Origin of the sequence: Nocardia niigatensis NBRC 100131, from assembly GCF_000308655.1 — a bacterium.
GTDB classification, from domain to species: Bacteria; Actinomycetota; Actinomycetes; order Mycobacteriales; family Mycobacteriaceae; genus Nocardia; species Nocardia niigatensis.
In genome coordinates this window covers 43,390-68,409 of the sequence record NZ_BAGC01000110.1, presented here as the reverse complement: position 1 = coordinate 68,409, position 25,020 = coordinate 43,390, and the positions used below count along the sequence as shown (strand labels likewise).

The following is a 25,020-nucleotide window of genomic DNA, read 5'->3' as shown; positions in this document are numbered from 1 at the left end:
CGGACCCCTGGGAGAACTGACGGGACGCAGGGCCTTGGTGACGGGCGGGGCGAGCGGGATCGGGGCGGCCTGCGCCCGCGAGCTCGCCGCCCGCGGCGCGACGGTCACCGTCGCCGATATCGACGGCGACGGGGCCGAGAAGGTGGCCGCCGAATTCGGCGGGCACACCTGGCAGGTGGACCTGTCCGATGTGACCGCGCTGGAGGACCTGCGGCTGGAGACCGACATCCTGGTCAACAATGCCGGAGTCCAGACCGTCAGCCCGATCGCCGATTTCCCGCCCGACCGCTTCCGCATGATGCTGCGGCTCATGGTGGAGGCCCCGTTCCTGCTCACCCGCGCGGCCCTGCCGCACATGTACGCCCAGGGGTACGGCCGGATCATCAATCTCTCGTCGGTGCACGGATTGCGGGCCTCGGCCTTCAAATCCGCGTATGTGACCGCCAAACACGCGCTGGAAGGGCTGTCGAAGGTGACGGCCCTGGAGGGCGGGCCGCACGGAGTCACCAGCAACTGCGTGAACCCCGGCTATGTGCGAACCCCGCTGGTGGACAAGCAGATCGCCGATCAGGCCGCGGCCCACGGCATACCCGAACAGGAGGTGGTGGAGCGGATCATGCTGACCGACAACGCGATCAAGCGGCTGGTGGAACCGGAGGAGGTGGCCTCGCTGGTCGGCTGGCTCGCCTCCGACGCCGCCCGCATGGTGACCGGGGCCTCGTACACCATGGATGGCGGATGGAGCGCCCGGTGACCGAGATCGTGGCGGACGCACCGCAGTGGACACCGAGCGCGGCCGATATCGAAGCCGCGCGGATCACCGACTTCGGCCGATTCGTACAGCGGCGCTATGGAATCCGCACCACCGGCTACGACGAACTGTGGCAGTGGTCGGTGGACGACATCGCCGGATTCTGGCGGGCGGTATGGCAGTACTTCGAGCTGGGCGACGACCCCGCCGAGGTGCTCGCCTCGACCGCCATGCCGGGCACGCGGTGGTTTCCGGGTACCCGGGTCAACTATGTCGACCAGGTGATCAGGCATGCGCGCACCGATCGCCCCGCCATCATCGCGCTGAGCGAGGACACCCCGCAGCGGGAACTGTCCTGGTCCGAAATGCTCTCCCGCACAGCCGTGCTGGCGCGCTCCCTGCAAGAACTCGGTGTCCGCCGGGGCGACCGCGTGGCGGGCTACCTGCCGAACATCCCCGAAGCCGTGATCGCCTTCCTGGCCACCGCCAGCATCGGAGCCGTCTGGAGCGCGTGCGGGCAGGACTATACGGCCGCGGCGGCGCTCGACCGCCTGGGCCAGCTCGAACCGGTCGTGCTCATCACCGCCGACGGCTACCGCTACGGCGGCAAGGCGCACCACAAGCTCGACGAAATCGATGCTCTCCGAGCCGGATTGCCCGCACTGCGCGGCACCATCCTGGTGTCCCGGCTCGGCGGCACGCTGCCCGGCATCCTCGACTGGAACGACGCCACCGAAGACCTGTTCACGTCCACGCCTCCCGCCCTCACCCCCGAGCCGGTCGACTTCGAGCATCCGCTGTGGGTGCTCTACTCCTCCGGAACCACCGGCAAGCCCAAGGGCATCGTGCACGGCCATGGCGGGGTGCTGCTCGAACACCTGAAAGCCGTCGCCCTGCACGCCGACATCGGGCCCGACGACATCTTCTTCTGGTACACGAGCCCCAGCTGGATGATGTGGAACTTCCAGGTCTCCGGGCTGCTGGCGGGCGCGACCATGGTCTGTTACGACGGCAGCCCCGCCTATCCATCGCCGGATGCCCTGTGGGCCTTGGCGGCTCGCGCCCGCGCCACGGTCCTGGGGACCAGCCCGGGGTACGTCCTGGGCTGCGAGAAGGCGGGCTCACGCCCGGCGCTCGCCCACGATCTGCGCGCCCTGCGGCAGATCGGGATCACCGGATCCGCCTTCCCCGCGACCTCGTCGATCTGGTTGCGCGACCATGTCGGCGATATCCCGGTCTCCTCGATCAGCGGCGGTACCGACATCGTCTCGGCCTTCATGGGCGGCACCCGCACCGTGCCCGTCCGGCCCGGCGAGCTTTCCACACCGTATCTCGGTGTCGCACTGGAGGCATGGGACGAATCCGGTCACCCGGTCCTCGATGCGGTCGGCGAGCTGATCGTCACCCGGCCCATGCCCTCCATGCCCGTCGCCTTCTGGAACGATCCGGACGGCAGGCGATACCGGGACGCCTATTTCGACATGCACCCCGGCGTCTGGCGGCACGGCGACTGGATCACCCGCACTTCGCACGGCAGCGTGATCGTCCACGGCCGGTCCGATTCCACTCTGAACCGCAATGGGATCCGGATGGGCAGCGCCGACATCTATGAGGTCGTCGAGCGGCTGCCGGAGATCGCCGAGGCGATGGTCCTGGGTATCGAGCAGCCCAACGGCGGATATTGGATGCCCCTGTTCGTGGTGCTCGCGCCGGGACTCGAACTCACCTCCGAATTGCGGCAGCGCATCACCGCCGCCATCCGGGCCGAGCTGTCGCCGCGACACGTGCCGGACGACATCCTCGCCGCCCCGGGCATTCCGCACACCCGCACCGGCAAGAAGCTGGAGGTCCCGGTGAAACGCCTGCTGCAAGGCGTGGATCCGGCGCGAGTGGTGGATCCGGCGGCGGTCGACGCGCCGGAACTGCTGGCCTGGTACCGCGGCCACGCGCGGTGAGAACATCGGCTCGGACGCGGCGTGTCAGCTGGTCGGGATGTAGGTGCTCACGCTGCCGACCCCGATGGGTGACTGTCGCGTCGAGTGCGAGCGTGGCGCCCGCCGCCGGATTCAGGGTGATCACCTTGTCGGCCTTCGCCGGATCGGTGACCTTGACGGTGGATTGCTGGACGGTCCCGCGCCGGCCGAGGGCCTGCAGCGTGGGGGTCGGCCAGGGCGATGATCAGCAACAGCGCCATCAGGATCCGTGATCCGCTGCCGCGCTTGGCCTGAACGGTCGCGCCGATACCGATACCGCCGTCGGCGCGCGCGATCCGGCCCGGGCCGGGACCATCGCCCCGGGCCGGAGGGCGCGCGCCACGTCGGTGCCGTCCACGAAGGTCATGGAGATCCAGAGCCGGTCCTGTTCCCCGCCGCGCGCGTACACCGTCACCATGTTCGGATGCTGCAGCCGCGCAACAGTATCGGCCTCGCGCCGGAATCGCACCCTATGCGGCGATTCGCCGCCGGGCAGCGTCAGCAGCTTCAGGGCGACGAATCGCGGCAGGCCCCGGTCGCGCGCCTGATAAACCGTACCCATCCCGCCGGCCCCCAGTTTCCGTAGGATCTGGTAGCCGGCGAACTCCTCGCCTGGTTCGAGCGCGCTGCCCACCGAATGAATATCGCGCTGGGCGCCCGCACCGAAACCTCCGGTGTGCCGGAGGTGGAACGATCATGCGGGATCGTGGCCGGAGGGCGTACCTTACTGGGCGAACCAGACATTTCAGTTCTTCGACACGCCGTTGGTGGCGCGCCGGCGGCAATGACCTTGTAGTCTTTCACAATTCGGCCGCCACGCTTGGCTAGTGTCGGGAGCGCCGTGCATCTGTAGATCAACAGAGAAGGGATTGTCGGACGTGGACGTGGGAGCAGTGGCGGCGGCCGCGCAGTCGGGTCGCAGCAGCGAAGCCATCGTCGCCGACACCGAGAAGCAAGTCATCGAACTGCTGACCAACATCGGTCGCTACTACCAGGCGATGTACAACCTCGGTGACATCCGGTCGCCCGGCGCCGAGTTGCGCGCCGCCTGCTCGAAGCTGCTCACCGTCGCGAACTGGCTCGATACCGCCCGCGACGAGCAGTTGACCGACGTGCCGGAAGTTGCGGACTCGGCGGCACCGACCCAGGGTCGCTCGCTGCCCAGAGTGGTAGCCGACTTCCTCGCCGAGCACCCGGAGCAGACCTGGACTCCGGCGGAAGTGATCGCGGCGCTTCAGAGGCGCGGAGTGGAGCTGCCGATCAGCGCCCGCCACCACGTGGCCGTGGCGCTGGGGCGGATGGCACAGCGCGACAACAGCAACGTCCGCAAACTCGATCGCGGCAAGTACCAGTACGCGGCGGATTCGGCGTAGCCGGGACCGGGCCGCAGGCCGGCCCGGCACGAAAATCCCGTTGCGCCAGGTTCATACACCGACGGCGTGCTGCGGTTGATAGCGCGCGGCGTTCGCGCATGATCATCGGGTGAAAGAAAAGCACTTGGTGTACTGCCGGATCGAGCGCGACGGCACGATTCTGCTGATCCGCAGGGCCGCAGGGGTTTTCCTGGCCGGACGGTGGGAGCTGCCGGGTGGTGGCGTCGAGCCTGGGGAGCGGCCCGAACAGGCCGCGGTGCGCGAGGTCGCCGAGGAGACCGGGCTGAGCATCGAGGTGCTCGGGGAGCGCTCGGCGCACGAGTGGATGGATGTGGCCGGTCGCCCGTTGCGGATTCACGCGCGCGTCTTCGATGTGCGCGAAAACGGCGGCGGCGTGGTGACTCTCAACCCGGACGAGCACGACGACCACGCCTGGATCACGCCGGAGCAGGCCGCCGGGCTCGATCTCGCCGCGCACTTTCGCGACGCTGTGGCCGGCTGAAGCGCTCCGCCGTGGCCGGCCGAGGCGCTAGGAGATGTAGGCGATGAGCTCGTCGATGTAGGCGCGGAAGAGGGCGGCCATGTCGACGGTGTCGGGGTCCACCAGCCATTGCAGCTGCAGGCCGTCCATCATGGCGAAGACCTGACGCGCGATCGCGGCGGGGTCGATATCCGCGCGGATGCTGCCGTCGGCCCGGCCCGCGTCCAGCGCCCCGGCGAGATAGTCCTGGAGCAGGCGATAGCGATTCAGCGCCCACTCGTGTGCGGGATGGTCGGCCGTGACGGCCTCGCTGGTGAGCACCGTGAACAGCCGGACCAGTCCGGGCACATGCATATTGTGGTCGACCAGCTGTGTCAGCCGGACGAGGGCGTCCTTGCCGCGCAGCTGCTGCCCGAACCCGAGGCGGTCGTAGTCGAGGCGGTCGCGGTAGTCGAGGACCGCGGACAGCAGCGCGGCCTTGTTCGGGAAGTAGTACAGCAGCCCAGGCTGCGACAGGCCGCAGCGTTCGGCGATCTCGGCGATGGCGGTATTGCGATAGCCGTTGTCGGCGAAGGCCTTCAGGGCCTCGTCGATGATCTGCTCGCGGCGGTCGTCGCCCCGTCTGCGGCGTCGGGGGTGGGGCGTCATGAGGTGGGACACTAGTCATGCGGCTTGATCAGGCAAAACTGGGCTATGGTCACGAAACGATAACAGTACCTAATGGTCGCTCGGTAAACTGGATTTCCACTGGCACACTCGTGCCAGCCGTACAGGGCAGTACGTAGGGAAGGGATTGCCGATGAGTCAGGCCCCGATCACGCCGATCACGCTGCGCGGAGCGGCCGGAAAGCTGGCCGCCTGGGAAGTCGAGCCGCCCGCCGGGATCGAGCGTCTCGGCACCGCGCTGCTGGTGCCGGGCTTCACCGGCTCCAAGGAGGACTTCGAGGGGATGCTGCCGCTGCTCGCGGCGGCCGGGTACCGGGCGGTCGCCTATGACCAGCGCGGGCAGTGGGAATCCGAGGGGCCGGACGAGGTGACCGGGTACACCCTGGCCGATTTCGTCGGCGACCTGCAGGTAGTGGTGGATCAGATCTCGCCGGACGAGCCCATTCATCTGGTCGGGCATTCCTTCGGCGGCTACGTCTCCCGCGTCGCGGTCATCGAACGGCCACAGCGGTTCCGCAGTCTGACCCTGCTCGCGTCGGGCCCGTCCTCCGTCGAGGACATCAACTTCCCGCCGCCGTGCTGGTCGCGCAGATGGTGGAAGCCGGTGGGCAGGAGACCATCTGGCAGCAGATGAGCGCGGTCATGGCCCAGGCCGACCAGCAGCCCTCGCCGCAGCGGATGGAGTTCCTGCGGGAGCGGATCCTGCGTACCAAGAAGGCCAACATCATCGGCATCCTCACCTGCATGGCCGACCCGCCGGTGAAAGATCCGGCCGTGCTGCGGGATTCGGGCGTGCCGATCCTGGTCGCCTTCGGAGACACCAACGACCTGTGGACGCCCGAGGTGCACGAGCGCTTCGCGGCACAGTTGAGCGCGAAGACGGCCGTCTATCCCGGTTCCGGTCATGTACCGAACGAGGATGTCCCCGCGCAGGTCAGCGCGGACCTGGTGACCTTCTGGAAGGAACAGGCGTGACCGACATCATCGACGACCTGCTCGGGAAGCTGGATCTTCCCGCCAAGATTCGCCTGATCTCGGGCGCGAACTTCTTCCGCTTCGCCGGCGAGCCGGGCATCGGACTGGCCGAGATGCCGGTCTCCGACGGCCCGTCCGGCGTGCGCGGCGAGCAGTGGGACGAGCGCGACCCCTCGGTCAGCCTGCCCTCGGGCACCGCGCTGGCCGCCACCTGGGATCGCGACCTGCTGACCGAGATCGGCGCGCTCATCGCCGCCGAGGCCCGCCGCAAGGACGTGTACGCGGTGCTCGGGCCGACCATCAACCTGCACCGATCCCCGCTCGGCGGACGGCATTTCGAATGCTTCTCCGAGGATCCGATGCTCACCGCCGAGATCGCCGACGCCTATGTGCGGGCCGTGCAGGCGCACGGGGTGAGCGCGTGCCCAAAGCACTACGTGGCCAATGACTCCGAGACCGAGCGCTTCACCGCTAACGTGGTCGCCGACGAGCGGACCCTGCGGGAGCTGTACCTGTACCCGTTCGAGCGGTCGGTCGAGGCGGGCGCCTGGATGATCATGGCCGCCTACAACTCGGTCAACGGCGTCACCATGACCGAGAACGATCTGCTCGACGAACCGTTGAAGGGGGAGTGGGGCTTCGACGGGGTCGTCGTATCGGACTGGACCGCCGTGCGTTCCACCCTCGGCGCCGCCAAGGGCGACGATCTCGCCATGCCCGGCCCGTGGGAGCTGTGGGGCGCGCCGCTGGAAGCGGCCGTGCGCAAGGGCGAGGTGCCCGAGTCCGCGATCGACGAGAAGGTGCGGCGCATCCTGCGCTTCGCCGTCCGGGTCGGCGCGTTGAACGGAACGCCCCGGTCCGTCCCGACTTTCAGCGACGAGGCGTCGCAGCGCCTGGTGCGCGAGGCCGCGGCCAAGGCCATGGTGCTCGCGTCCAATGACGGCACGCTGCCGCTCGGCGCGCCCGCGCAGGTCGCTTTGCTCGGATCCGCAGCTGCCGAACCGCGTTTCATGGGCGGCGGCAGCGCGACCGTGATTCCGGCGCACACCACCTCCCCGCTGCGGGGACTGTCGGCGGTGCTGCCGGTGGTCCACACGCCGGGTGTGTACCTGAGCGAGAACATGATTCCGGTTCCGTTGAACCTGGTCACCGATCCCGAGACCGGCGAGCCGGGGCTGTCGCTGCGGTACCTCGACGGCGACCGGGTGCTGGACATCGAGCATCGCACCGCGGGCAGCCTCATGCTGTTCGGCAATCCGAACGCGCTGCAGGCCAAGGCCATCGAGCTGCGCGGACGGCTGCGGGCCGACGCGGCAGGGGAATGGCGGATCGGTTTCGCCGGTGTCGGCACCCTGACCCTGGCGCTGGACGGCGAGCAGGTGCTCGAGGAGACCGTGCTGCCCGCGGGCGCCGATCCGGTCGAGATGCTGCTGAATCCGCCGCAGCGGTTCGTGACCCGCACCCTCACCGAGGGCCAGGAAGTCGACGTGCTGGTGCGCATGGTGCCCGGCGGCGGCCTCCCGGCCATGGGCATCACCTCCGCGATCGGCCGCCCCCGCCGCTCCGATGACGAGGAGTTCGCGGCGGCAGTCGAATTGGCGCGGACCTCCGAGGTGGCGGTGGTGGTCGTCGGCACCACCGAGCAGATCGAGTCCGAGGGGTTCGACCGCACCTCGCTGCGGCTGCCCGGCCGGCAGGACGACCTGGTCGCCGCGGTCGCTGCGGTGAATCCGCGCACCGTCGTGGTGGTGAATTCCGGCTCGCCCGTGGAGATGCCGTGGCGCGACGAGGTCGCCGCCGTGCTGCTCACCTGGTTCCCCGGTCAGGAATTCGGGGCCGCGCTCGCCGATGTGCTCACCGGCGCCGCCGAACCCGGCGGCCGGCTGCCCACCACCTGGCCCGAGACCATGGCCGACGTGCCGGTGCTGGACACCAAGCCGGCGCCCGGCAACGCGCTGCCCTACTCCGAGGGCATTCACATCGGCTACCGGGCCTGGCTGAAATCCGGTGTGGCCCCGGCCTATCCGTTCGGTCACGGGCTCGGCTACACCACCTGGCAGCTGGACGAGCTGGCAGTGTCCGGCCGGACCGCGACCGTCACCGCCCGCAATACCGGTGCGCGCCGGGGCCGTCAGGTCGTGCAGGCCTATCTGTCGCGGGAACGCAGCGATATCGATCGGCCGGTGCGCTGGCTGGCCGGTTTCACGGTGGTCGAGGCGGACGCGGGGGAATCCGTCACCGCCACCGTCGAACTGCCGAAGCGGGCCTTCCAGCACTGGACCGATCAGGGCTGGGCGATCGAACCCGGAACCTTCACCCTGCACGTCGGCACCTCGGTGACCACGCTTCCCCTCACCTCCGACATCGGCTGATCGCCTCGACGGGCAACGGGTTCCGGCCGGAACCCGTTGCCCGTCCGCACGCTCTGAATGCTTTGGGGCCTTTATTGGCGTCGGCGATGGTGAGCATCAGTGGGTACCCGCCGCTATTCCGAGTCGGGGGTCTGCTTTCGGTGCTGGGTGCGGCCGCGGTTGTGCCCCTCCGGGCGGTGCGCTGACATTCAGTGCCGGAGTTTCGCCCCGGCTGTGGATATCGCTGCCGGCATGACAAGATCAGGTAATATCTGGCCACATTGAAAGGGGCTGCACAGCAACCCTTTTGCACTCTTGATCGACAGCTAGGCGGGTAGGGGGTATCCGGGGGGACACAACTCGAGACTTCAGCGAAGTTGTCGAGGCGCAGGGGTCGCTTGTCGACGCGGTGTGGGTGTCGACGGCGAGAAGACCAGGGGGCCGGCTGCGCCGACGATCGTGCACGCGATGGATGACGCCGACGTTGCCGTCCTCCGCGACGTGGTGACCAGAAGATTCCGCAGCATCGTCTGCCGCTCGCATCAAAGGAATCTAGAGTGTCCGAAAATTTCCCGGATCATCCCGCCGCTCTTTCCTCCACTCCCACCGACCTTTCCCTGCTGTTGCGTCCGGCCCCGCCCGGAGCGCCCACCGACGTGGTGCGCATGCACCCGCGCAACGGCTACCTGCTGTGGGCCGACCTGCCACCCGTCCTCGTGCTGGGCAGCTCCGGCGGCTCCGGCGCGACCACCACCGCCCTGGGCATCGCGGGCGCGGCCGCCTACGACTACGGCGAACACTCGCCGATCGTGGTGGACGCCACCACCACGGGTGGTGACCTCGCCGCCCGTGGCTGCGACACCATCGACGCCGCCGGCACCGTCCAGTCCTGGCTGAGCATGACCCACCGCAGTCTGCCGTCCACCGTGATCGACAGCTGCGGCGAAAACAGTTCGGGCGTGGGCGTATTGCCGCGCGGGCCCGAGGCGCTGCCCCGGCGCGAGACCTACTCCTCGGTCCATCGCGACCTGGTCGAGGCGGGGTGTCTGCCGGTGTACGACGGTGGCGCACCGGTCACCAATCGGATGGTGGCGCCGCTGCTGTCGGATTCGCGGATCTCGCTGGTGATCACGCTCGCCGCCCGGCCCGACGCTGTCAACCGGCTCAAACCCGCGCTCATCTGGCTGGACGACAACTACAGCCAGTACCACCTGGCCGAGGCGGTCATCGTCGTCACCCGGCAACACCCCAAGGACGGGCCGCTCGTGACCGAGCATGTCCGGAAGTACCTGGGCGATGTGGTCCGGGCGGTGGCCGAGATCCCATACGACGCGCATCTGGGGTCCGGTGGCCCGGTCAGCTGGCGCCGACTCGCGCCGCCCACCCGCGCTGCTTACCGGCAACTGGCCAACCTACTGCGCTGATCTGTCCGAACAGCGATGTGCCGCAGCGAATTCCGGGATCGGTCCGTGGGTCACGCTCCGGAACGTGACCGGCGCAGGAGGACGACGACCCCGACCACGATGACGGTCCCGACCGCGAGGAGAACGGCACCGAATATCGCAAGGAACCAGGCCTGCCCGGAGTATGCGGCAATGGTGCCCGGGAGCGCGAGCCAGATGATCGTGCCGAGAATGGCGGAGAGCCATTCCCTTCGGGTGCGTCCCAGTTTCCAGCCCATCATGGCCAGTTCCGATTTGATGGATTCGCCGATCCGGTCGGGATCGCGATTCCAATGGTGTGGGCGCTCGCCCTCGCTGTTCGGCCAGTAGAGCCGGAAGAACCTTGCGCGGCTGTGCTTTTCGTTGAGCCGCAGCGAATAGCTGTAGGGGGTTCGGGTCCGGTCCTTGTCATAGGGCCGTTCGACCCGCAGGCCATCGTGGACCGAGCGTACGGAATAGGGGCTGCCGTCCAGCACCATCCGCAGGCGACTCTCCAACAGCACCTTCGCCGACGGAATCGGGTCACTCACAAGATCATCGTAATCCATTCGAGACCATTTGCGCGGCAATCGAACTGACAAAGGGGAATACCTGAGACGGGGTGTCCGGAATTTCCGAATGCGATTGTCTCCCGGTGCGATGCGGCGGAATATCAGCTCCGGCCTCCGAAGCTGGTGAGGTCGATGGCGTCGGCCATGGCCCGATGTCCGGCGGCGTTCGGGTGCAGGTTGTCGGCTCCCGCGTAGCGCGGGGCCAGCACCGAGGGGTCGGCCGGGTCCCGGAGGGCAGCGTCGAAATCGATGACGCTGTCGGCGAGTTGCTGGCCGCGGATCCAGGAATTCAGTTGCCGGCGAACAGGGTCGGCGGTGGGGAAGGTAAGGATGCCGTCGTTGAGGGCATTGGCGGCGGGCAGGATGGTGCCGAGGTGGACGCGCAGGCCGGCGGCGTGTAATCGGTCGATGAGGTTGGTGTAGCCGCTCGCCAGTTGGTCGTAGCTCGCGCCGACCGGGATGCCCAGATCGTTGATGCCCTCCAAGATGATGACGTCGGTGACGCCGGGCTGATCGAGGATGTCGGGTTGGAGCCGGGTGGGCGCGGCGGGACCGAACTGGGGGATGAGCCCGTCCCTGGTGAGCCGGTTTCCGGAGATGCCGGCGTCGACGACGCTGAAGGGCAGTCCGGCCTGATCCAGTCGGTGCTGCAGGAAATCGGGGTAGCGCTGGGCGCGGTCGACGACGACGGGGTCCTGCGGGATGCCGAGCACGTTCGAGGCGACATAGCCGTCGGTGATCGAATCACCGAGGGCGACAATGGTACTCACCGCCTCCGGGGCCCGGACATCGAGGCCGGACAGGAACGGCATCGAGGTGGTGCGCAGCGGCAGGCCGGCCCCGGCGGGGTCGCCGGTCGTGTCCCCGGCGAACGGGAGGCTGTAGAAGCTGGTGGCGTTCGCGTCGAAATGCTCGGTGGGCAGGACCGCGGGTCCGGCGACATACACGCTCACCGCCAGCGGCTCGAACGCGCCGAAGGGCAGGTCGATCGGATCGCTGAGGACCTCGCCGTACGCGGCGGCCGTCACGCTCGGGCTGCCGTCGAAGGTGACCTCGCGCATCGAGTCCGGCTGCACCGCAGCGCCTTCGGACTGCTTGGCGATGGTGACATGGGTGAACTCGACCGGGGTCGGCCGGGTGCGGTTGGTGAGGTGGATGCGCAACGTGGCACCGCCCCGATGCGGGGTCGCGATCAGCCGGTAGGTCTGGTCCGACAGATGAAGCTGCGGCGCTACGGACGGATCCACGACGCTGAACGAATCCGAAGGCGCCGCCATCCACGTGCTCACCCAATGCGCGCCGACGCCCGAATCGGGCACCGGTTCGGCTGCGGCCGGGGCCATTCCGTGCACGGCCAGCGCCGCCAGCATCGCCGCCGCGGCCCCGCCGCCCCTCCTGCCGCCGTTCGCGAGACCGGTCGAAGAGGTGGGGCGGCATTGCGGTGTCATGCTGGCCGACGCTAGCAATTCCTGTAATACCTTACAGAGTTTTCGGCAATAAGATCGGCCCACGGGCAACGCCTCGCGCAGCACCGTGTCCAAGCCGATCGGTTCGCGGCCGATCAACTCCGCCAATGTCGGTTCGACCGTGGCGAATTCACCGGCTCGGGCGGCGGTGAAGATATCCACCATCATGTCCGCCTGCCATAGCGGGACGCCGTAGCTCACCATCTGCTGCCGGAAGTCCTCGTCGGAAACGGTGACGCGCTTGATGGTTCGGCCCGTGATCTCGGAGGCCAGGGCGGCGACCCCGTCGAAATCGAATCCGATGGCACGGCGTCGGCACGCGACCAGCATCGGCAGCGCGTCATCGAAGCCGCGGCCGACCTGCGCAACACGGCGCGGTCGAGCGCGATCGCCCGTCCCGAACCGCCATTCGCCCGAACCTCACTAACCTCGGCCAGCATGATCATCTGGCTGAACGGCAACCTTCGGAGCCGGAAAAACCACCACGGCAGCCGAATTGGCGCGCCTACTGCCGGAGTCGAGAATCTTCGACACCGAGGAGGTCGGAGCAATGCTCCGCCACGTTCTGGGTTCAATGCCCGTGCGCGACTTCCAGGACCGGCAGCCGTGGCGCGGTTGGTCGTGGCGGCGGCCCAGATTCTCGACTATGTCGGCGGCGTGCTCATCGTTCCGCAATCGGTGCTCTTCCAGCAGTACTGGCACGAGATCCGCGCGGGACTCGAAATGGCCGGAATCCGCCTGCGCCACTTCGTTCTTCACGCCGGGCGCGCCGAACTCACCCGCCGCATAGCATCCGACCCCGCCATGCCGAACTCGCCCTGGCGTCTCGAACACCTCGACGACTACGAAGTCGGCCAGGTCTCGGCATCGCGGCGAAGCCCGGATCATCGACACCACCGAGCTGCGACCAGGGGAAGTCGCCGATACGATGCTCGCCGAAGTCGAGGTCTAAGCAGGGTTCTCGGCGAGTAGGAGGTCGAGGACTCGGGTGTACTGGTCCGGGAAGTCCATGGGGATGATGCCGTAGTGGGCTGACTGGGTGCTGTGGGTGGTGAGGTAGTCGGCCAGCTTCGGCATGATCGCTGCCGCATTGTCTTTGGGCCAGGCGTTGTCGGCGAAGCTGGTGAAGTTGATGTATTCGAGGGTGTTGGCGGGGTCGGCGGCCGCTTTGTCGAGACAGGATTTGACGTAGTCGAACTTGTCGCCGCCGGAGGAGCCGAAGTTGGAGGAGCCGGAGTCGACGCCGGCGAGGCCATGGTTCTTGTAGTGGTCCTGGAGGTAGATGTGGTCGGTGGTGAAGACGCCGTTGTCGCCGCCGGGCCATTGCAGGCAGCCCAGGGAATTGGCGAATTGAGCGATGAGGACGATGCGGCCGCGGGCCTCGCCCAGTGCGGGGAACCGGTTCTCCAGGAAGAACAGTGAGCGGTAGCCCTTGGTGTCCAGGTAGCCGTCGAAGATCCGCTCGAAATTGGCGCCGACATCGTTGTTGGTGCCGTCCTCCTTCTTGACTCGCATGATGAGGACTTCGCCCGGATTACGGGCCAGGAATGCCCGGCACTGGTCGAGCACCTGGTCGAAGGTGATGCCCTGATAGAAGGCGCCGTGGTACACGCCGAAGGAGTCGGCGGTGTGGTCTTGCAGGCCGTTGCAGCGGATGTCCAGGAAACGGATGCCGTGTGCGAATTGGTCGGGCAGCGACCAGTTCTGGGTGTGCGCCCACTCGGTGCCGTTGGCGACGCTGGTGCAGCAGGAGTCGTGGGTGCCGGGAATGGTCAGGCGCAGTAGGGAGGTGGCGTCGGGGAGCGCCGACATCCACGCCTGGGGTGGTGCGCCGACCGTTCGTGCGTGCGGGATCGCCTGTGCCGCAGGGACGCTCAGGCCGGTGACGAGCGCGCCTGCGGCGGCGGCCAGGGTAGTGCGGGCGAAGTCTCGGCGGGTCAAGCTCATAGAGCGGGGAGCCTAACCTGGACAATGGACCAAGATCGCCGTTTTGCCTGAATTGAGTGATCAGCCCGGTTCTGAGGTCACGGTGATGGTGGTCCAGCCGCCCACGTGGATGCGGTCGCCCTCCTGTAGGGGGACAGGAGTTTTCGGGGGGATGGGATTGGGGCTGTCATTGAGACAGGTGCCGTTGGTGGAGCCCAGATCGGTGACGGTGAGCGTCGTGCCGTCGATGTGCAGGATGGCGTGCGAGCGCGAGACCGCGATATCGGCGGGCGCGATCGAGAGGTCGATATCGGGGTGGACGCCCTGGGACACGCTGCGCTTGCCGATCAGGATGGTGGGGCCCTGCAAGGGAATTCGGCGATCGGGGTAGTAGCCGGGGAAGTCGACCCGTTCCAGATCGGGTCCCTTCTGCGCCTGCATGCGCGCGTAGTGCGCCGGGTCGGCGGAAATGGTGGCGACCCAGACCGCCGGGCGGGAGCCGTTCTCGGTGGCCACGCCGGCCGTCGTCTCAGGTTCCCCGGTCACCGGTGGCGCGGGTGGCGGCGGCAGCGCCGAATCATGCCCGCAGTTCTCGCAGAACCGCCCCTCCGACGGCGCCCCGCAGGACGGGCACACCGTGAGTTGCGGTGCGGCGCCGCCGAACTGCCCGCCCATCGGCGCGCCGCAGACGTCGCAGTAGTCGGTGGCGGCGGAGTCGTGCCCCTCGATGCAGAGCGCCATCACGGCTCCTTGCGGACTCGGGCGGTCTTGGTGGAGCGGACGTCGAGCGCGATCTCGTCGGCAGGGTCGATCTTGTTGCGCAGGCGGATGGTCCCGGTCCGCTCGTCCACCACGTCGACGACGCTGAGCAGCAGCTTGGCGGTGTTCTCATTGCCCGACTCGGTGGCCAGGTGGTACGCGCGCTGGAGTTTGGCCGTGGCCGTGGCGAAGTCGCCCTGCTTGCGCGCGGTCAGACCTTCCTGGACGGTCTGGGCCAGCTCGGCCTGCCCGGTGTAATGGGCGACCCGGCGACTGATGATCGCCGACTTCTCGGTGTCGGTGGTCCAGGCCGCCTTGACCAGACCCTGCCCGAGGACCTCGCCCTCGGCCAGCACGCTCACCCGCGCGGCCAGCTTCTCGCGATCCGGCGCGGCCGGCTCGAGCTCCAGCTGAATGTGATAGTCACGATCCTCGGCGCCCCAGGAACCCAGCGGATATTCGCCCACCTGCGGCGCGACCTCGGTGCGCCGCGCGGTGAGATCCTCGATGAACGGTGCGACCTGCTTGAGGAACACGATCTTCGCGCCCACCGGCGTCCACACCCGCATGGTCAGGTCCGGAATCGCCTTCTCCATGGACGAGGCCATGGTGGCCGCGAAATCCTGGGCCAGCAGATCCGCGGTCGCCACCGTATCGATCGTGCCGTGCAGCGCGGAGGCGATGGGCCGCACCTCGTTCGGGTCCCAGTCCGCCCCGACGCCGCGGCAGTCACAGGTGAAGACACCGATGGACTGACGGATCTCCTCCGCCAGTCGCTCGGGCGCCTCGTGCTCGTTCTTGCCGTCGGTGAGCAGGATCGCGTGCACCATGCACCCCGGGTGCTGCTGCGCGATCAGCCGCGACACCCCCAGCCAGGTCCCGATCGCGGTGCCGCCGTGGGGAACCAGCTTGTCCAGCGCGCGTCGCGCGTTGGCACGCTCCTGGTGGTCGGCCACCGCCGAGGGCCCGCGGTGCGGGAACACCACCTGCGCCTTGTCGGTTCCCTCCACGATCGCGAACCGGGTGCCGTCGGGCATGACGTCCAGCGCCGCCAGCGCCGCCCGGCGCGCGCCCGCGAACTTGTCGGCCGCGCCCATGGACCCGGAGGTGTCGATGATCAGAATCTCGACCCGCGGCGGCGGGGTCACCGACACCACCATGTCGCCGGTGGCCTCGACGGTGACGACGGCGTCGACCGTGCGCACCCCCTCGGCGAGGAACGCGTTCTGGTCGATGGCGACCGAAATACCTTGGTTCTCAGCAAAAGTCACGGTGTGTCTCCTGACGGTGCGAGGGACGGTACGGGAACGAGGGCGACGGTGATGTTGTCCTTGCCGCCCGCGCCGAGCGCGTGCTCCACCAGGGCGCGCGCCGCGGGTAGCGGCGGCAGCGAGCCGGTGAAGCGGGACAGGGCCGCTGCCTCCGGGAGGTAGTTCCACAGCCCATCGGTGCACACCAGCAGCACCCCGGGCGCGTCGGTGCGCAGGGTGCGCACGCAGGTGGGCGACCACTGCTGCTCGCTGTCGGCTCCCAGCCAGCGGGTGAGCACGTGCGCGTGCGGGCCGTCCATAGCGGTGGCGGCGTCCAGCAGGCCCTGGTCGACCATGGCCTGCGCGAGTGAATCGTCGACGGTGAGCCGGTCGGAGTCGTCGCCGGGGCGCAGCCAATAGGCGCGGCTGTCACCGACATTCGCGACGGTGATGTCCGCGCCGCCGTCGGTGTCGAACTGCACGATCGCCGAGACATAGGTGCACGACGGGGATCTGCCGTCCGGCGTGCCGACTCCCTTGACCGCGTCGGCGGCCGCGGCGAGCCCGGCCATCACGCAGTCCTCGGCGGGCCGGCCGGCGGCGAGGGCGGCCAGGCAGGCGTCCAGCCCGGCCCGTACCGCCGCACCGGAGGCGGCCTGCGGATCCTCGGAGGTCGACACCCCGTCGCAGACCGTGATCACCGCGGCGTGCGGACGGTCGGGCGTCGCGCCCGCCAGCACCGCCGCCGCGACCGCGTCCTCGTTGCGGGCGTGCAGCAGGCCGCGGTCGGTGATCAAGCACGCGGTGCCCAGGTCGAATTCGAAGCGGTCCCGTTCGGGCCCGAGCTCACCGCAGCTGGCGCAGTAGCCATCCGGATCGAATTCGCTTCCGCCGCAACCGGAGCAGTCGGGTGGTGGACCGGAGTCGACGGTGGCGGTGGTGCCGGTGGGTTCGAGCCGGGCATTGCGCGCCGCCTCGGCGACCGGCACGGTCGAACCGGAGCCGGGCCGGAACTCCCTGGGCGGCAGGGCGATCACCCGGATCCCGAGTTTGCTGCCGCAGGCCTCGCAGAAGCGGTCGGTGTCGGCGGCGAAGGTGCCGCAGTGCGGGCAGCGGGCCGTCACAGCAGCGTCCTCGGGCGCACGGCGTTGGCCTGCTCCACCAGTGCGATCCGTTCCCACATGTCGTCGGTCTCGTGCGCCAGGTCGCGATAACAGCGTTCCAAACCGGTGCGTACCCCTTGTTGATCGAGCGCCACCCCCAGCAGCGGGGAGTGGTCGGTGGGCACCCTGCCCAGGCGCAGCCAGCGCAGCGCCGCGTCCAGGACTCGCAGACGGGCCTGTGCGGCACGGTGTTTCGAGTCGAGGGTCAGACTATCGATGCGTTTGCCGGCATCGCGAACCAATTGTTCGGTCAGCTCGCCGGGCTCGGCGACGGCCAGCAGGGTCTCCACGGCGGTGACCCCGGCCTCGGTGTGCACCGCCGAGGCGGCGTCGACCTGATCGAGCACCCGGACCGCGCCCGCTCGGTCGCCGGCCGCGCGCCGCAGCCGGGCCGCGCCGAAGGCGGCGCTGGTGAAGGAGCGGTCGGTGCGCCAGACCAGGTCGTAGTAGCGGGCGGCCCGCTCGCGCGCGGTCTCGGCATCCATGCCATCCGCGGCCATCAGCTCGGCGGTGACGGCCAGCGCCAGCTTCGGGGCGGCCTCACCCGGCAGCGCGCTGTAGAGGGCGTCGAATTCGGCCGCGGCGGCGGGCCAATCGCGATTCAGCAGCCGGGCCAGGCCCGCGAACCAGGTCAGCCGCCAGTCGCCGGACAGCGTCTCGCCCACCTCCTCCAGCCGTCGCAGCGCATCGTCCGGATCGCCGAATTCCAGTGCGGCGCGGATCAATCGGAGCGGGATCTCCACCGATTCCTCCCGGCCGGTGACCACCGCCTGCAGTCCCGCGCCGATCTCGTGTTCCAGGTCCTCGGGCGTGACGGCGCTGGTGGAGGCCAGCAGCGCCGCGCCGCTGTCGCTCGGATCGACCAGCGGCACCGGCAGTGCCGCGATGACGGCGCGTGGATCGCCGGGCAGCTGGTCACCCACGCCGAACACCCCGCGCGGCGGACCGAACCGGGTCGACAGTCCCGGCCGCGGGCGCCCGTCCTCGACGGCCAGCACCTCGCGCAGAATGCCGGTGAGCTGATCGCCCATCTCGGCCATGGAGGTGAAGCGCGCGTCGGGCTCGATATCGGTGGCGCGCAGCAGGAATCGGTACAGCGACTCGTGGCGGGCCATCAGCGGTTCGAGCCCGGGCCCGGGCAGCGGGCCCAGCTCGTTGTTCACCGGCGGGATGCGCATGATGAGCGCCGCCAGCGTGCGGCCCACCGTGTACACCTCCGAGGCCACGGTCGGCCCGGTGCGGGCGATCTCCTTGGCCTGGTATCCCGGTGTGCCGTAGATGGTTTCGTTCTGGTCGTGCAGGCCGACGACCGCGCCGAGGTCGATGAGCTTGAGCTGCTCCCCGGTCTGCATCACATTGTCGGGTTTGAAATCGCAGTAGGCGAGCCCGCGCTCGTGCAGGTACTCCAGCGCGGGCAGTATCTCCAGGATGTAGGCGATGGCCCGCGCCGGCGGCAGGTACCTCTGGTCGGCCGTGCGCTGTTCGCGCAGTAGCTGTTTGAGCGATTTGCCGCCCACGTACTCCATCACGATGTATCCGACCGGCTTGCCGTCCTGACCGGTGTCCTCGGCGAAGTTGTAGATCCGCACGATGTTCGGGTGATCGACCTGGGCGAGGAACCGCTTCTCGGCCACAGCCGCGCGCATGGCGTCCGCGTCGCCGGTATTGAGCAGGCCCTTGAGCACCACCGGCCGGTCGTCGACCCTGTGGTCCACCGCGAGATAGATCCAGCCCAGGCCGCCGTGCGCCAGCGCGCCGAGCACCTCGTACTGGCCACCCACCACATCCCGGCCGGACAGCTTGGGGGTGAAGGAGAATCGCGTGCCGCAGTGGGCGCAGAAGCCTTCGGCGCGACCGGGCTGACCGTCCCGGCTCTGTCCGACCGGACGATTGCACTTGCCGCATTCGCGATGGTTCTCCGGCACCTGTGGATCGACGAGCACCGCCTCGGCCGGATCCCGGCGCGGCACCGACGGCACCTTCACCATGCCCGCGCCCAGTCGGCTGTGACTGGCTCCCGAGGCGCCCGACCGCCCGGTGCGGACCGAGCGACCGCTGTGGGAGGACCGGCCGCTGACCGTCGCCCCGGTGCTCATCGCCGAGGTGTTTCCGGCGTCGCGGGCGGTGGTGGCCAGCGCCGACGGCGAGGCGGGCGCGCTGCCGCACACATCGCAGTAGCCGTCGGCAATCGTTCCGGTACAACCGGGTTCGGCACAGCGGTCGGAGCCGGCGGCGCTCGCCGGGGGCGCCGCGCTCGGGGCGGTGCCACAGACGGTGCAGTACCCGTCCTCGATGGTCCCGGTGCAGCCGGGCTCGGTGCAGTTCATGATCGCCTTCCCGATTTCTGCGCGATGAGCTGGCGGTAGTCCGTGATGGCGCGGGTGACCGCGGCCAGATCGCAGGGCCGGCGCGAGAGCAGCCCCGCGGCGATGCGGGCGGAGGCGAGCACATCCTGGTCCTCGCTCACCCCCAGCCGGGCGGCCTTGGCGCGATAGGAGCTGAAGCGGCCCTTCAGTTCCTCCCGCCGATCCAGCAGGCCCTGCGCGAGTTGTTCGATGCGGGTCGCCGTGTCCAGCGCGCTGTCGATGCGACGGCGCAGCTCCCACAGCACGCTGGGCACGGACGGATTCGCCTCCAGCGCCGTCAATTCCGCGCTGTACACGGCACTGTCGTCCGGATGCCGGGGCAGCGGCGCGGCCAGGATGATGCGCTCCACCTCGGAGCGGGCGCGCTCGGCGCGCACGTACGTCTTGTGCAGTGCCTCCACCCGCGCCCGCACCCGCTCGATGGCGGCGTCCCAATCCGTCGAGATGGACCGCAGTTCGGTCAGCACCGTCACGGCCTCGCGCATGCGCCGCGACAGCTCGCCGAGACGGCGGTCGAGCATCTCGGGGGTCAGCGCCAGCGGATCGGTGGCGACCTCTATGGCGAGCTCGTCGATATCGTTTGTCAGCGAATCCAATTCGGGAATCGACATGCCGGTGCGGGTCAGCTCGGCCTGCAGCGGGGCGATATCGTTCATCACCCGGCTGTGCACCGCCTCCACCGCGTCGAGCACCCGCACCACGGCCGGGAAGGCGGCGCGCATGCGGTCGAGCATCTCGGTGATGCCGATCAGCTCGATCTGCTCGCGCGGCCCGCTCAGCGAACGCTCCGACATGGGAATCGCGCTGCGCGACACCTCGACCGGCTGCCCGCGCAACAGGAGCGTGAGCTCCTCCCGATCCAGCGCGTCCAGGCGTCGCCGCCCGCGCGCGGCCCGTGCCCGATCCAGCACGGTGCCCAGCCGCCCGAAGTCCTCCCACATGAGCTCCAGCGCCGCCCGTGCCGGCGCCCAGTGCTGCTCGGTGACGCCGGTGGGCGGGAAGCGGCGCAGCAGCACCAGCCCGGGATGCTTGTCCAGCTCGACCAGGGTCGCGGCGATGGTCTCGATTTCGCGTGCTCGTTCGGCGATTTCCCGATCTATCTCGGCGACGCTGAGAATGTGCCCAGGATTCTCGTGCATGACCGGCTCAGTCGCTGTACTTGGGCGCCGGGGGACCGTTGGACGGCCCGAGCACGCTCAGCCGCCTGTCGTAGATCCGCTGCCAGGTACCGTCGTTGCGCACCCGCTCCAGTACGCCGTTGACGAACTGCACGAGATCGGTGCTCTGCTTCTGTACTCCGATGGCGTACACGTCGGTGGCCATCGGACCGCCCACGACCTCGAGATTGGGGTCCTGGATCTTCAGGCCGTACAGCAGCGGGAGGTCGGTGCTCGCGGCGTCCACCTCACCCTGCTGCAGCGCGGTCAGGCAGTCCAGCCAGTTCTCGATCCCGATCACGATGGGGCGCTGGGGAAGCGCGAACACCGCGTCCAGCGTCGTCGAGTTGGGGATGCCGCAGACCTTCTTGCCCCCCAGGTCGGCCGCCGAGCGAATGCCCGAGCCCTTGGTCACCAGTACCCGCTGGTCGGTCTCGAAATAGACGCTGGAGAACTGGACCTGCTGGCGGCGCGCACACGTCGGCGTGAAGTTCTGCACTACCAGGTCGACCTCGTTCTTCACCAGCGCGTCCGCGCGGTCGGCGGAGTCGATGGGATGCAGGTCCACCCGGCCCGGGTCGCCGAACAGGTCGCGGGCGATCTCGTGGGCCAGATCGATGTCGAAGCCCTCGATCTCGCCGGTCGCCGGATTGCGGAAACCGAACAGGAATTGGTTCTGGTCCACCCCGATCCGGATCTTCCCGCTGGCGACGATGTTCGCCATCGTCGAGTGCGCGGGCATGGACCCCGGCTGCGGTTGCGGACTCGCGGGCCGCAGGCTCGCCGTCGGGTTACAGGACTGGTCGGCGCGCTGATTGGGCGCGGTGGTGAGGACGGTCGCGCCCGCCGGCAGCCGGCTCCCGGCCGGCAGCTGGAAGGGCGCGGCATCCGGCGTCGACCCGCACGCGGCGGCCAGCAGCGCCACGGCTGCCACCACCAGCATCCGCATCCGCTTCACAGGAACTCCTTCAACCGCGGCCACACCCCGACGACAATCGATCCCGCCGCCGCCAGCAGCAGCACCATCGTGCCCAGCGGGCTGAGGGTGAGGGCATTTCCGGCTGTGTTCACATCGTCACGCACTTCCTGGCGGGTGCGTTCGAGTTCGGTCTTCAAGGCGGCGTCGAGGGCCGCGAACTGGGCCGCGGAGCCCGCGCCGTCGGTCTTGATCGACTGGTCGACCGCCCCGCGATAGTCGTTGGACTTGTAGGCGGCGAGCTCCTTCTGATGGCCGTCCTGCCAGCCCGAGAAGGCCTTCGACGCCGCGGAATCGGCGCTCAGTAGGCCGGCCAGGTCCGAGCGCAGCTGGTTGCTGCCGGCGGTGAAGCGCTGCTCGCTGGCGTCGATGTCACCGCGGGTGATGAGCTGCAGCGTCTCCTCGGTGCGTGCCTGCTGGGCGAGAATCCTTGCCTGCGACAGCTTTTCGAAGCGCGCGGTGGCGCCGGTGTCGATGGCTGCCGTGGTCGCCGCCGTGGTGGCGAGAATCCATAGCAGGGCGACCACTCCCAGGCCGGCGGCGATGACCACGCCCGGATTGATCCAGCGATTGGTGCGCCGCACCAGAATCCACGAGCCGTAACCGCAGGCCGCCAGCAGCAGCACCAGTGCGCCCGCGCTCCACCAGGGCAGTCCGGTGATCGCGTCCTGATCACTGTGCAGCTGGCCGAGGCGGATGTGCTGCAGCTCGCCGGCGTCCTTCAGGATCGAGCCCTGCATGAGCGCCGAGGCCTGCCGCAGATACGCGGAGCCGACCGGCAGGCCCTGCCGGTTGTTGGCCCGCGCCGCCTCGACATAGCCGGTGTAGCTGGGTAATTCGGCCGAAATCCGGCCCAGGATGGTGCGGGTCTCGGCGTCCGCGGCGCCGGTGGTGGCCTCCGCGAGCGCGGCGGCCGCATCGGTCAGCGCGTTCTCGTAGCGGATGCGTACCTCGGGCGACTCGATGCCGCCGGAGAGATAGGCCGTCGACGCGGCCGCGTCGGCGGTGGACAGCGCCACGTACAGCCGTTGCGCGGCATTCGCCAGCGGTTCGGTGTGCGCCAGCACGGTGTCGTGGCGAGAGATCTTGGCGCTCTGCTGATTCGCGGTCACCAGACCGCCCAGCAGAGCGAGTAGCGCTAGCGCGGCGCCCACCGCTCCGATGACGCCGGGCGCGGTGCGCGCGAAGCGCCGTGCCCATTGCGTGGTCCTGCGAGTGATCGCCGCTGAGCGGCTGCGAATGTTCGCCGCCGAGCGACTGCGAATGGTCGCCGGTACGCGACTCGTCAACTCCGTTTCCCCCGTTCGACCGGCCGGTGCTCCCCGTAGCCAGATCGTACGGTAGCGATCGCACCCTGTCGATCAAGTTCGAACCGGTCGGAATTCATCTTCCGGGTCGGTCATTTCGAATGCGCACGCATTAATGACCGGACCATGAAATCCAGATTTAACCGCGGGTAATCGCCGGGAAACGTTCCGGCACAACACTTGGCTTACCGGATGTGACCTTAGACACCTTATGTCACAACGTAATTTAGTGCTGGAGCGGATCTGGTGCCTGTCCGCTCCGCGGTGAGGTAGCGCTGAACCATGTCACCGTATCCCGACTGGCTGAACCCCGGCGACAATGCCTGGCAGTTGGTGGCCGCAACTCTCGTCGGTCTCATGAGCATTCCCGGTATCGCGATCTTGTATGGCGGTCTGGTGCAACGCAAGTGGGCCGTCAATACCATGCTCATGGCATTCACCGGATTCTCGCTGGTCCTGGTGGTGTGGGTGCTGTGGGGATTCAAGATGGGATTCGGCGAGCCGATCAAACTGGGCCCAGGAATGCTGCGGGCCGCAATCGGCAAGCCGCACACAATTCTCGGTACCAATAATCAAGAGCAGGCTGTGATTCCGTTGCTCGACGGACTCATGCCCAAGTTCCGATTCTCCGAGACCACGCTCGCCTACTTCCAGTTCGTATTCGCCGCCATCACGCCGCTGCTGTTCCTGGGCAGCGTGATCGGGCGCATCAATTTCAAGGTGTGGCTGATCTTCGTCCCGCTCTGGTCGACCCTGGCCTACTCGGTCAACGCCTTCCTCATCTGGGGCGGCGGCTGGTGGTCGCAAATGGGCGCGCTCGACTACTCCGGCGGATACGTCATCCACTTGGCCGCGGGCACCACCGGTTTCGTGGCCGCGGCGGTCATCGGCCCGCGGCTGGCCCGCGACCGGGAACGTGCGGTGCCCAACAATCTGCCCATGGCCGCGGCCGGGGCGGGCATCCTGTGGCTGGGCTGGAACGGCTTCAACGGCGGCGACCCGTACTTCGCGGGCGCGGACGCCTCACTCGCGGTGATCAATACCAACCTCGCCACCGCGGTCGCGGTGCTGACCTGGGTGATCTGGGACATGCTGGCCGGTCCGGCGCGACGGCCCAACTTCCTGGGCGCGGTCAACGGCATGATCGCCGGCCTGGTCGCCATCACCCCGGCGGCGGGCTTCGTGAACAGCTTCGGGGCCATGGTGATCGGACTGATCGCCTCGACGCTGGTGTGGCTGTCCTGGAACAAGCTCGGGCGGACCCGGCTCTTCCGCAAGGTCGACGACACCCTCGGCGTGGTGCACACGCACGGCGTTGCCGGGCTGGCGGGCGGCATGCTGGTCGGCGTGCTGGCCGACCCGAATATCCGGGTGTATCTGGGCACCGGCGGCGCGGCCGATGCCACCTACGGCGGCTGGCTCTACGGACACAATCCGAAACTGCTGCTGTGGCAGGCGGGTGCGGCCGCGACGGTCATCGTCTGGGATGCCTTCGTCACCTTCGTCATTCTCAAGGTGTTCAGTCTGTTCATGAGTCTGCGCATGCCGGATGAGATCCTCGAGACCGGTGACGTGGGAGCCCACGAGGAAGAGGCGTATCCGGATGACGCGCTCGTCCACGCGCAACCGTCGGTAGTGCGGAAAACGGCGCGTGCGGAAACGGCGGTGCGGCAGGACAATGCGGAGATTCCGGCCAAGGAATCCTGATGTCGGCGCCGCTGCAGCTCGGCGGCATGGTCGGTTACCACAATATGGACCCGGGCGGCGGTGCGGACGCGAAACTCCTCACGCTGGTGGTGCCGCCCGGCCTGTTCGATCAGATCAAACAGGCCCTCGCCGCCTTCGGTGTGCGGCGGCTGGTGGTCACCCAGGTCTACCGTGTGGATGACCGTGACAACCGCGTCCAAAGCTATCGCGGACAGCGTTTCGAAACCGACGTCTCCGCCGGCCTGCGAGTCGAATTGCTCGCCCGGACCGAAGATGTCACCGATCTGGTGCGCATGATCGGCCGGATCGGCTCCACCCACGAATCCGCCAATATCCAGATCTGGATGATCGACGCCCGCCGATTGTGAACGGCCGGAAAA

At 68.5% G+C, this 25,020-nt stretch carries 23 protein-coding genes; 10 read left to right on the top strand and 13 right to left on the bottom strand.

Features of this window, described 5'->3' with window-relative positions:
- Positions 1-7: 7 nt before the first annotated feature.
- Together ON33_RS33825 and ON33_RS33820 are read left to right on the top strand one after the other, a co-directional pair.
- The gene (locus tag ON33_RS33825) at positions 8-754 is read left to right on the top strand and encodes a 3-hydroxybutyrate dehydrogenase (protein ID WP_040863276.1); all 747 of its coding nucleotides are present in this window, start codon (positions 8-10) and stop codon (positions 752-754) included.
- A complete protein-coding gene (locus ON33_RS33820) occupies positions 739-2,706 on the top strand; it encodes an acetoacetate--CoA ligase (RefSeq protein WP_051153304.1) in 1,968 nt (655 codons plus the stop codon). Before ON33_RS33825 ends, ON33_RS33820 begins: the two co-directional genes overlap by 16 nt.
- 238 nt (positions 2,707-2,944) lie before the next feature.
- Here the strand turns inward: ON33_RS33820 and ON33_RS33815 are convergent, their stop codons facing one another.
- Positions 2,945-3,358 carry a protein kinase domain-containing protein gene (locus ON33_RS33815; RefSeq protein WP_040863217.1) on the bottom strand — a complete coding sequence of 138 codons (414 nt, stop codon included), beginning with the start codon at positions 3,356-3,358 and terminating at the stop codon, positions 2,945-2,947.
- Between the two features lie 259 nt (positions 3,359-3,617).
- Here ON33_RS33815 and ON33_RS33810 point away from each other — a divergent pair, with 259 nt between their 5' ends.
- Positions 3,618-4,097 carry a hypothetical protein gene (locus tag ON33_RS33810; protein WP_040863216.1) on the top strand — a complete coding sequence of 160 codons (480 nt, stop codon included), beginning with the start codon at positions 3,618-3,620 and terminating at the stop codon, positions 4,095-4,097.
- Positions 4,098-4,206: 109 nt separating this feature from the next.
- Positions 4,207-4,599 (top strand): NUDIX domain-containing protein, encoded by a 393-nt coding sequence (locus tag ON33_RS33805; protein WP_040863215.1) that lies wholly within the window; start codon positions 4,207-4,209, stop codon positions 4,597-4,599.
- Positions 4,600-4,626: 27 nt separating this feature from the next.
- Here ON33_RS33805 and ON33_RS33800 read toward each other — a convergent pair whose 3' ends face one another.
- Entirely contained in the window at positions 4,627-5,226 is a 600-nt protein-coding gene (locus ON33_RS33800) for a TetR/AcrR family transcriptional regulator (RefSeq protein WP_040863214.1), read from the bottom strand.
- Positions 5,227-5,377: 151 nt separating this feature from the next.
- On the opposite strand from ON33_RS33800, the gene ON33_RS38820 reads away from it, so the two are divergent.
- The 4 genes from ON33_RS38820 (at position 5,378) to ON33_RS33780 (ending at position 9,994) form a co-directional block, all read left to right on the top strand.
- Complete coding sequence (locus ON33_RS38820; protein ID WP_051153303.1) at positions 5,378-5,878, top strand: alpha/beta hydrolase; 501 nt, start codon at positions 5,378-5,380, stop codon at positions 5,876-5,878.
- Positions 5,836-6,219, top strand: a complete 384-nt coding sequence (locus ON33_RS33790) for an alpha/beta fold hydrolase (protein WP_169336868.1) — start codon at positions 5,836-5,838, stop codon at positions 6,217-6,219. Before ON33_RS38820 ends, ON33_RS33790 begins: the two co-directional genes overlap by 43 nt.
- The gene (locus ON33_RS33785; protein ID WP_040863212.1) at positions 6,216-8,591 is read left to right on the top strand and encodes a beta-glucosidase; all 2,376 of its coding nucleotides are present in this window, start codon (positions 6,216-6,218) and stop codon (positions 8,589-8,591) included. The genes ON33_RS33790 and ON33_RS33785 overlap by 4 nt, the downstream gene beginning before the upstream one ends.
- 536 nt (positions 8,592-9,127) lie before the next feature.
- Positions 9,128-9,994, top strand: coding sequence for a MinD/ParA family ATP-binding protein (locus ON33_RS33780; RefSeq protein ID WP_051153302.1), 867 nt, complete (start codon positions 9,128-9,130; stop codon positions 9,992-9,994).
- 50 nt (positions 9,995-10,044) lie between these two features.
- Here ON33_RS33780 and ON33_RS33775 read toward each other — a convergent pair whose 3' ends face one another.
- The 11 genes from ON33_RS33775 to ON33_RS33730 form a co-directional block, all read right to left on the bottom strand.
- Positions 10,045-10,542, bottom strand: a complete 498-nt coding sequence (locus ON33_RS33775) for a hypothetical protein (protein WP_157184863.1) — start codon at positions 10,540-10,542, stop codon at positions 10,045-10,047.
- Between the two features lie 122 nt (positions 10,543-10,664).
- Complete coding sequence (locus ON33_RS33770; RefSeq protein WP_245551040.1) at positions 10,665-12,359, bottom strand: GDSL-type esterase/lipase family protein; 1,695 nt, start codon at positions 12,357-12,359, stop codon at positions 10,665-10,667.
- A gap of 93 nt (positions 12,360-12,452) precedes the next feature.
- Positions 12,453-12,917 carry a hypothetical protein gene (locus ON33_RS41970; RefSeq protein WP_157184862.1) on the bottom strand — a complete coding sequence of 155 codons (465 nt, stop codon included), beginning with the start codon at positions 12,915-12,917 and terminating at the stop codon, positions 12,453-12,455.
- Between the two features lie 60 nt (positions 12,918-12,977).
- Entirely contained in the window at positions 12,978-13,976 is a 999-nt protein-coding gene (locus ON33_RS38815; protein WP_083869502.1) for a phosphatidylinositol-specific phospholipase C, read from the bottom strand.
- A gap of 60 nt (positions 13,977-14,036) precedes the next feature.
- Entirely contained in the window at positions 14,037-14,696 is a 660-nt protein-coding gene (locus tag ON33_RS33760) for a double zinc ribbon and FHA domain-containing protein (protein WP_040863210.1), read from the bottom strand.
- Positions 14,696-15,985 carry a vWA domain-containing protein gene (locus tag ON33_RS33755; RefSeq protein ID WP_040863209.1) on the bottom strand — a complete coding sequence of 430 codons (1,290 nt, stop codon included), beginning with the start codon at positions 15,983-15,985 and terminating at the stop codon, positions 14,696-14,698. Before ON33_RS33755 ends, ON33_RS33760 begins: the two co-directional genes overlap by 1 nt.
- Complete coding sequence (locus ON33_RS33750) at positions 15,982-17,088, bottom strand: PP2C family protein-serine/threonine phosphatase (protein ID WP_040863208.1); 1,107 nt, start codon at positions 17,086-17,088, stop codon at positions 15,982-15,984. The genes ON33_RS33755 and ON33_RS33750 overlap by 4 nt, the downstream gene beginning before the upstream one ends.
- Positions 17,085-19,454, bottom strand: coding sequence for a serine/threonine-protein kinase (locus tag ON33_RS33745; RefSeq protein ID WP_040863207.1), 2,370 nt, complete (start codon positions 19,452-19,454; stop codon positions 17,085-17,087). The genes ON33_RS33750 and ON33_RS33745 overlap by 4 nt, the downstream gene beginning before the upstream one ends.
- Positions 19,451-20,632: a hypothetical protein gene (locus tag ON33_RS33740; RefSeq protein ID WP_040863206.1), complete on the bottom strand. Its 1,182-nt coding sequence runs from the start codon at positions 20,630-20,632 to the stop codon at positions 19,451-19,453. The genes ON33_RS33745 and ON33_RS33740 overlap by 4 nt, the downstream gene beginning before the upstream one ends.
- 7 nt (positions 20,633-20,639) lie before the next feature.
- Positions 20,640-21,599 carry a glutamate ABC transporter substrate-binding protein gene (locus ON33_RS33735; protein ID WP_040863270.1) on the bottom strand — a complete coding sequence of 320 codons (960 nt, stop codon included), beginning with the start codon at positions 21,597-21,599 and terminating at the stop codon, positions 20,640-20,642.
- A gap of 5 nt (positions 21,600-21,604) precedes the next feature.
- The gene (locus ON33_RS33730) at positions 21,605-22,915 is read right to left on the bottom strand and encodes a GlnX family signal transduction membrane protein (protein WP_245551038.1); all 1,311 of its coding nucleotides are present in this window, start codon (positions 22,913-22,915) and stop codon (positions 21,605-21,607) included.
- A 300-nt stretch (positions 22,916-23,215) separates the two neighbouring features.
- Between ON33_RS33730 and ON33_RS33725 the strand changes: the two genes are divergently transcribed.
- Positions 23,216-24,640: an ammonium transporter gene (locus tag ON33_RS33725; protein WP_083869500.1), complete on the top strand. Its 1,425-nt coding sequence runs from the start codon at positions 23,216-23,218 to the stop codon at positions 24,638-24,640.
- Positions 24,640-25,008: a P-II family nitrogen regulator gene (locus tag ON33_RS33720; RefSeq protein ID WP_040863205.1), complete on the top strand. Its 369-nt coding sequence runs from the start codon at positions 24,640-24,642 to the stop codon at positions 25,006-25,008. Before ON33_RS33725 ends, ON33_RS33720 begins: the two co-directional genes overlap by 1 nt.
- Positions 25,009-25,020: the final 12 nt, after the last annotated feature.

Coding starts and splice junctions, on each gene's coding strand:
- ON33_RS33820 (WP_051153304.1), top strand. CDS start 739: ATGGAGCGCCCGGTGACCGAGATCGTGGCGGACGCACCGCAGTGGACA.
- ON33_RS33800 (WP_040863214.1), bottom strand. CDS start 5,226: ATGACGCCCCACCCCCGACGCCGCAGACGGGGCGACGACCGCCGCGAG.
- ON33_RS38820 (WP_051153303.1), top strand. CDS start 5,378: ATGAGTCAGGCCCCGATCACGCCGATCACGCTGCGCGGAGCGGCCGGA.
- ON33_RS33790 (WP_169336868.1), top strand. CDS start 5,836: ATGGTGGAAGCCGGTGGGCAGGAGACCATCTGGCAGCAGATGAGCGCG.
- ON33_RS33770 (WP_245551040.1), bottom strand. CDS start 12,359: ATGCTGGTCGCGTGCCGACGCCGTGCCATCGGATTCGATTTCGACGGG.
- ON33_RS41970 (WP_157184862.1), bottom strand. CDS start 12,917: ATGATCCGGGCTTCGCCGCGATGCCGAGACCTGGCCGACTTCGTAGTC.
- ON33_RS38815 (WP_083869502.1), bottom strand. CDS start 13,976: ATGAGCTTGACCCGCCGAGACTTCGCCCGCACTACCCTGGCCGCCGCC.
- ON33_RS33760 (WP_040863210.1), bottom strand. CDS start 14,696: ATGGCGCTCTGCATCGAGGGGCACGACTCCGCCGCCACCGACTACTGC.
- ON33_RS33745 (WP_040863207.1), bottom strand. CDS start 19,454: ATGAACTGCACCGAGCCCGGCTGCACCGGGACCATCGAGGACGGGTAC.
- ON33_RS33740 (WP_040863206.1), bottom strand. CDS start 20,632: ATGCACGAGAATCCTGGGCACATTCTCAGCGTCGCCGAGATAGATCGG.
- ON33_RS33735 (WP_040863270.1), bottom strand. CDS start 21,599: ATGCGGATGCTGGTGGTGGCAGCCGTGGCGCTGCTGGCCGCCGCGTGC.
- ON33_RS33725 (WP_083869500.1), top strand. CDS start 23,216: ATGTCACCGTATCCCGACTGGCTGAACCCCGGCGACAATGCCTGGCAG.
- ON33_RS33720 (WP_040863205.1), top strand. CDS start 24,640: ATGTCGGCGCCGCTGCAGCTCGGCGGCATGGTCGGTTACCACAATATG.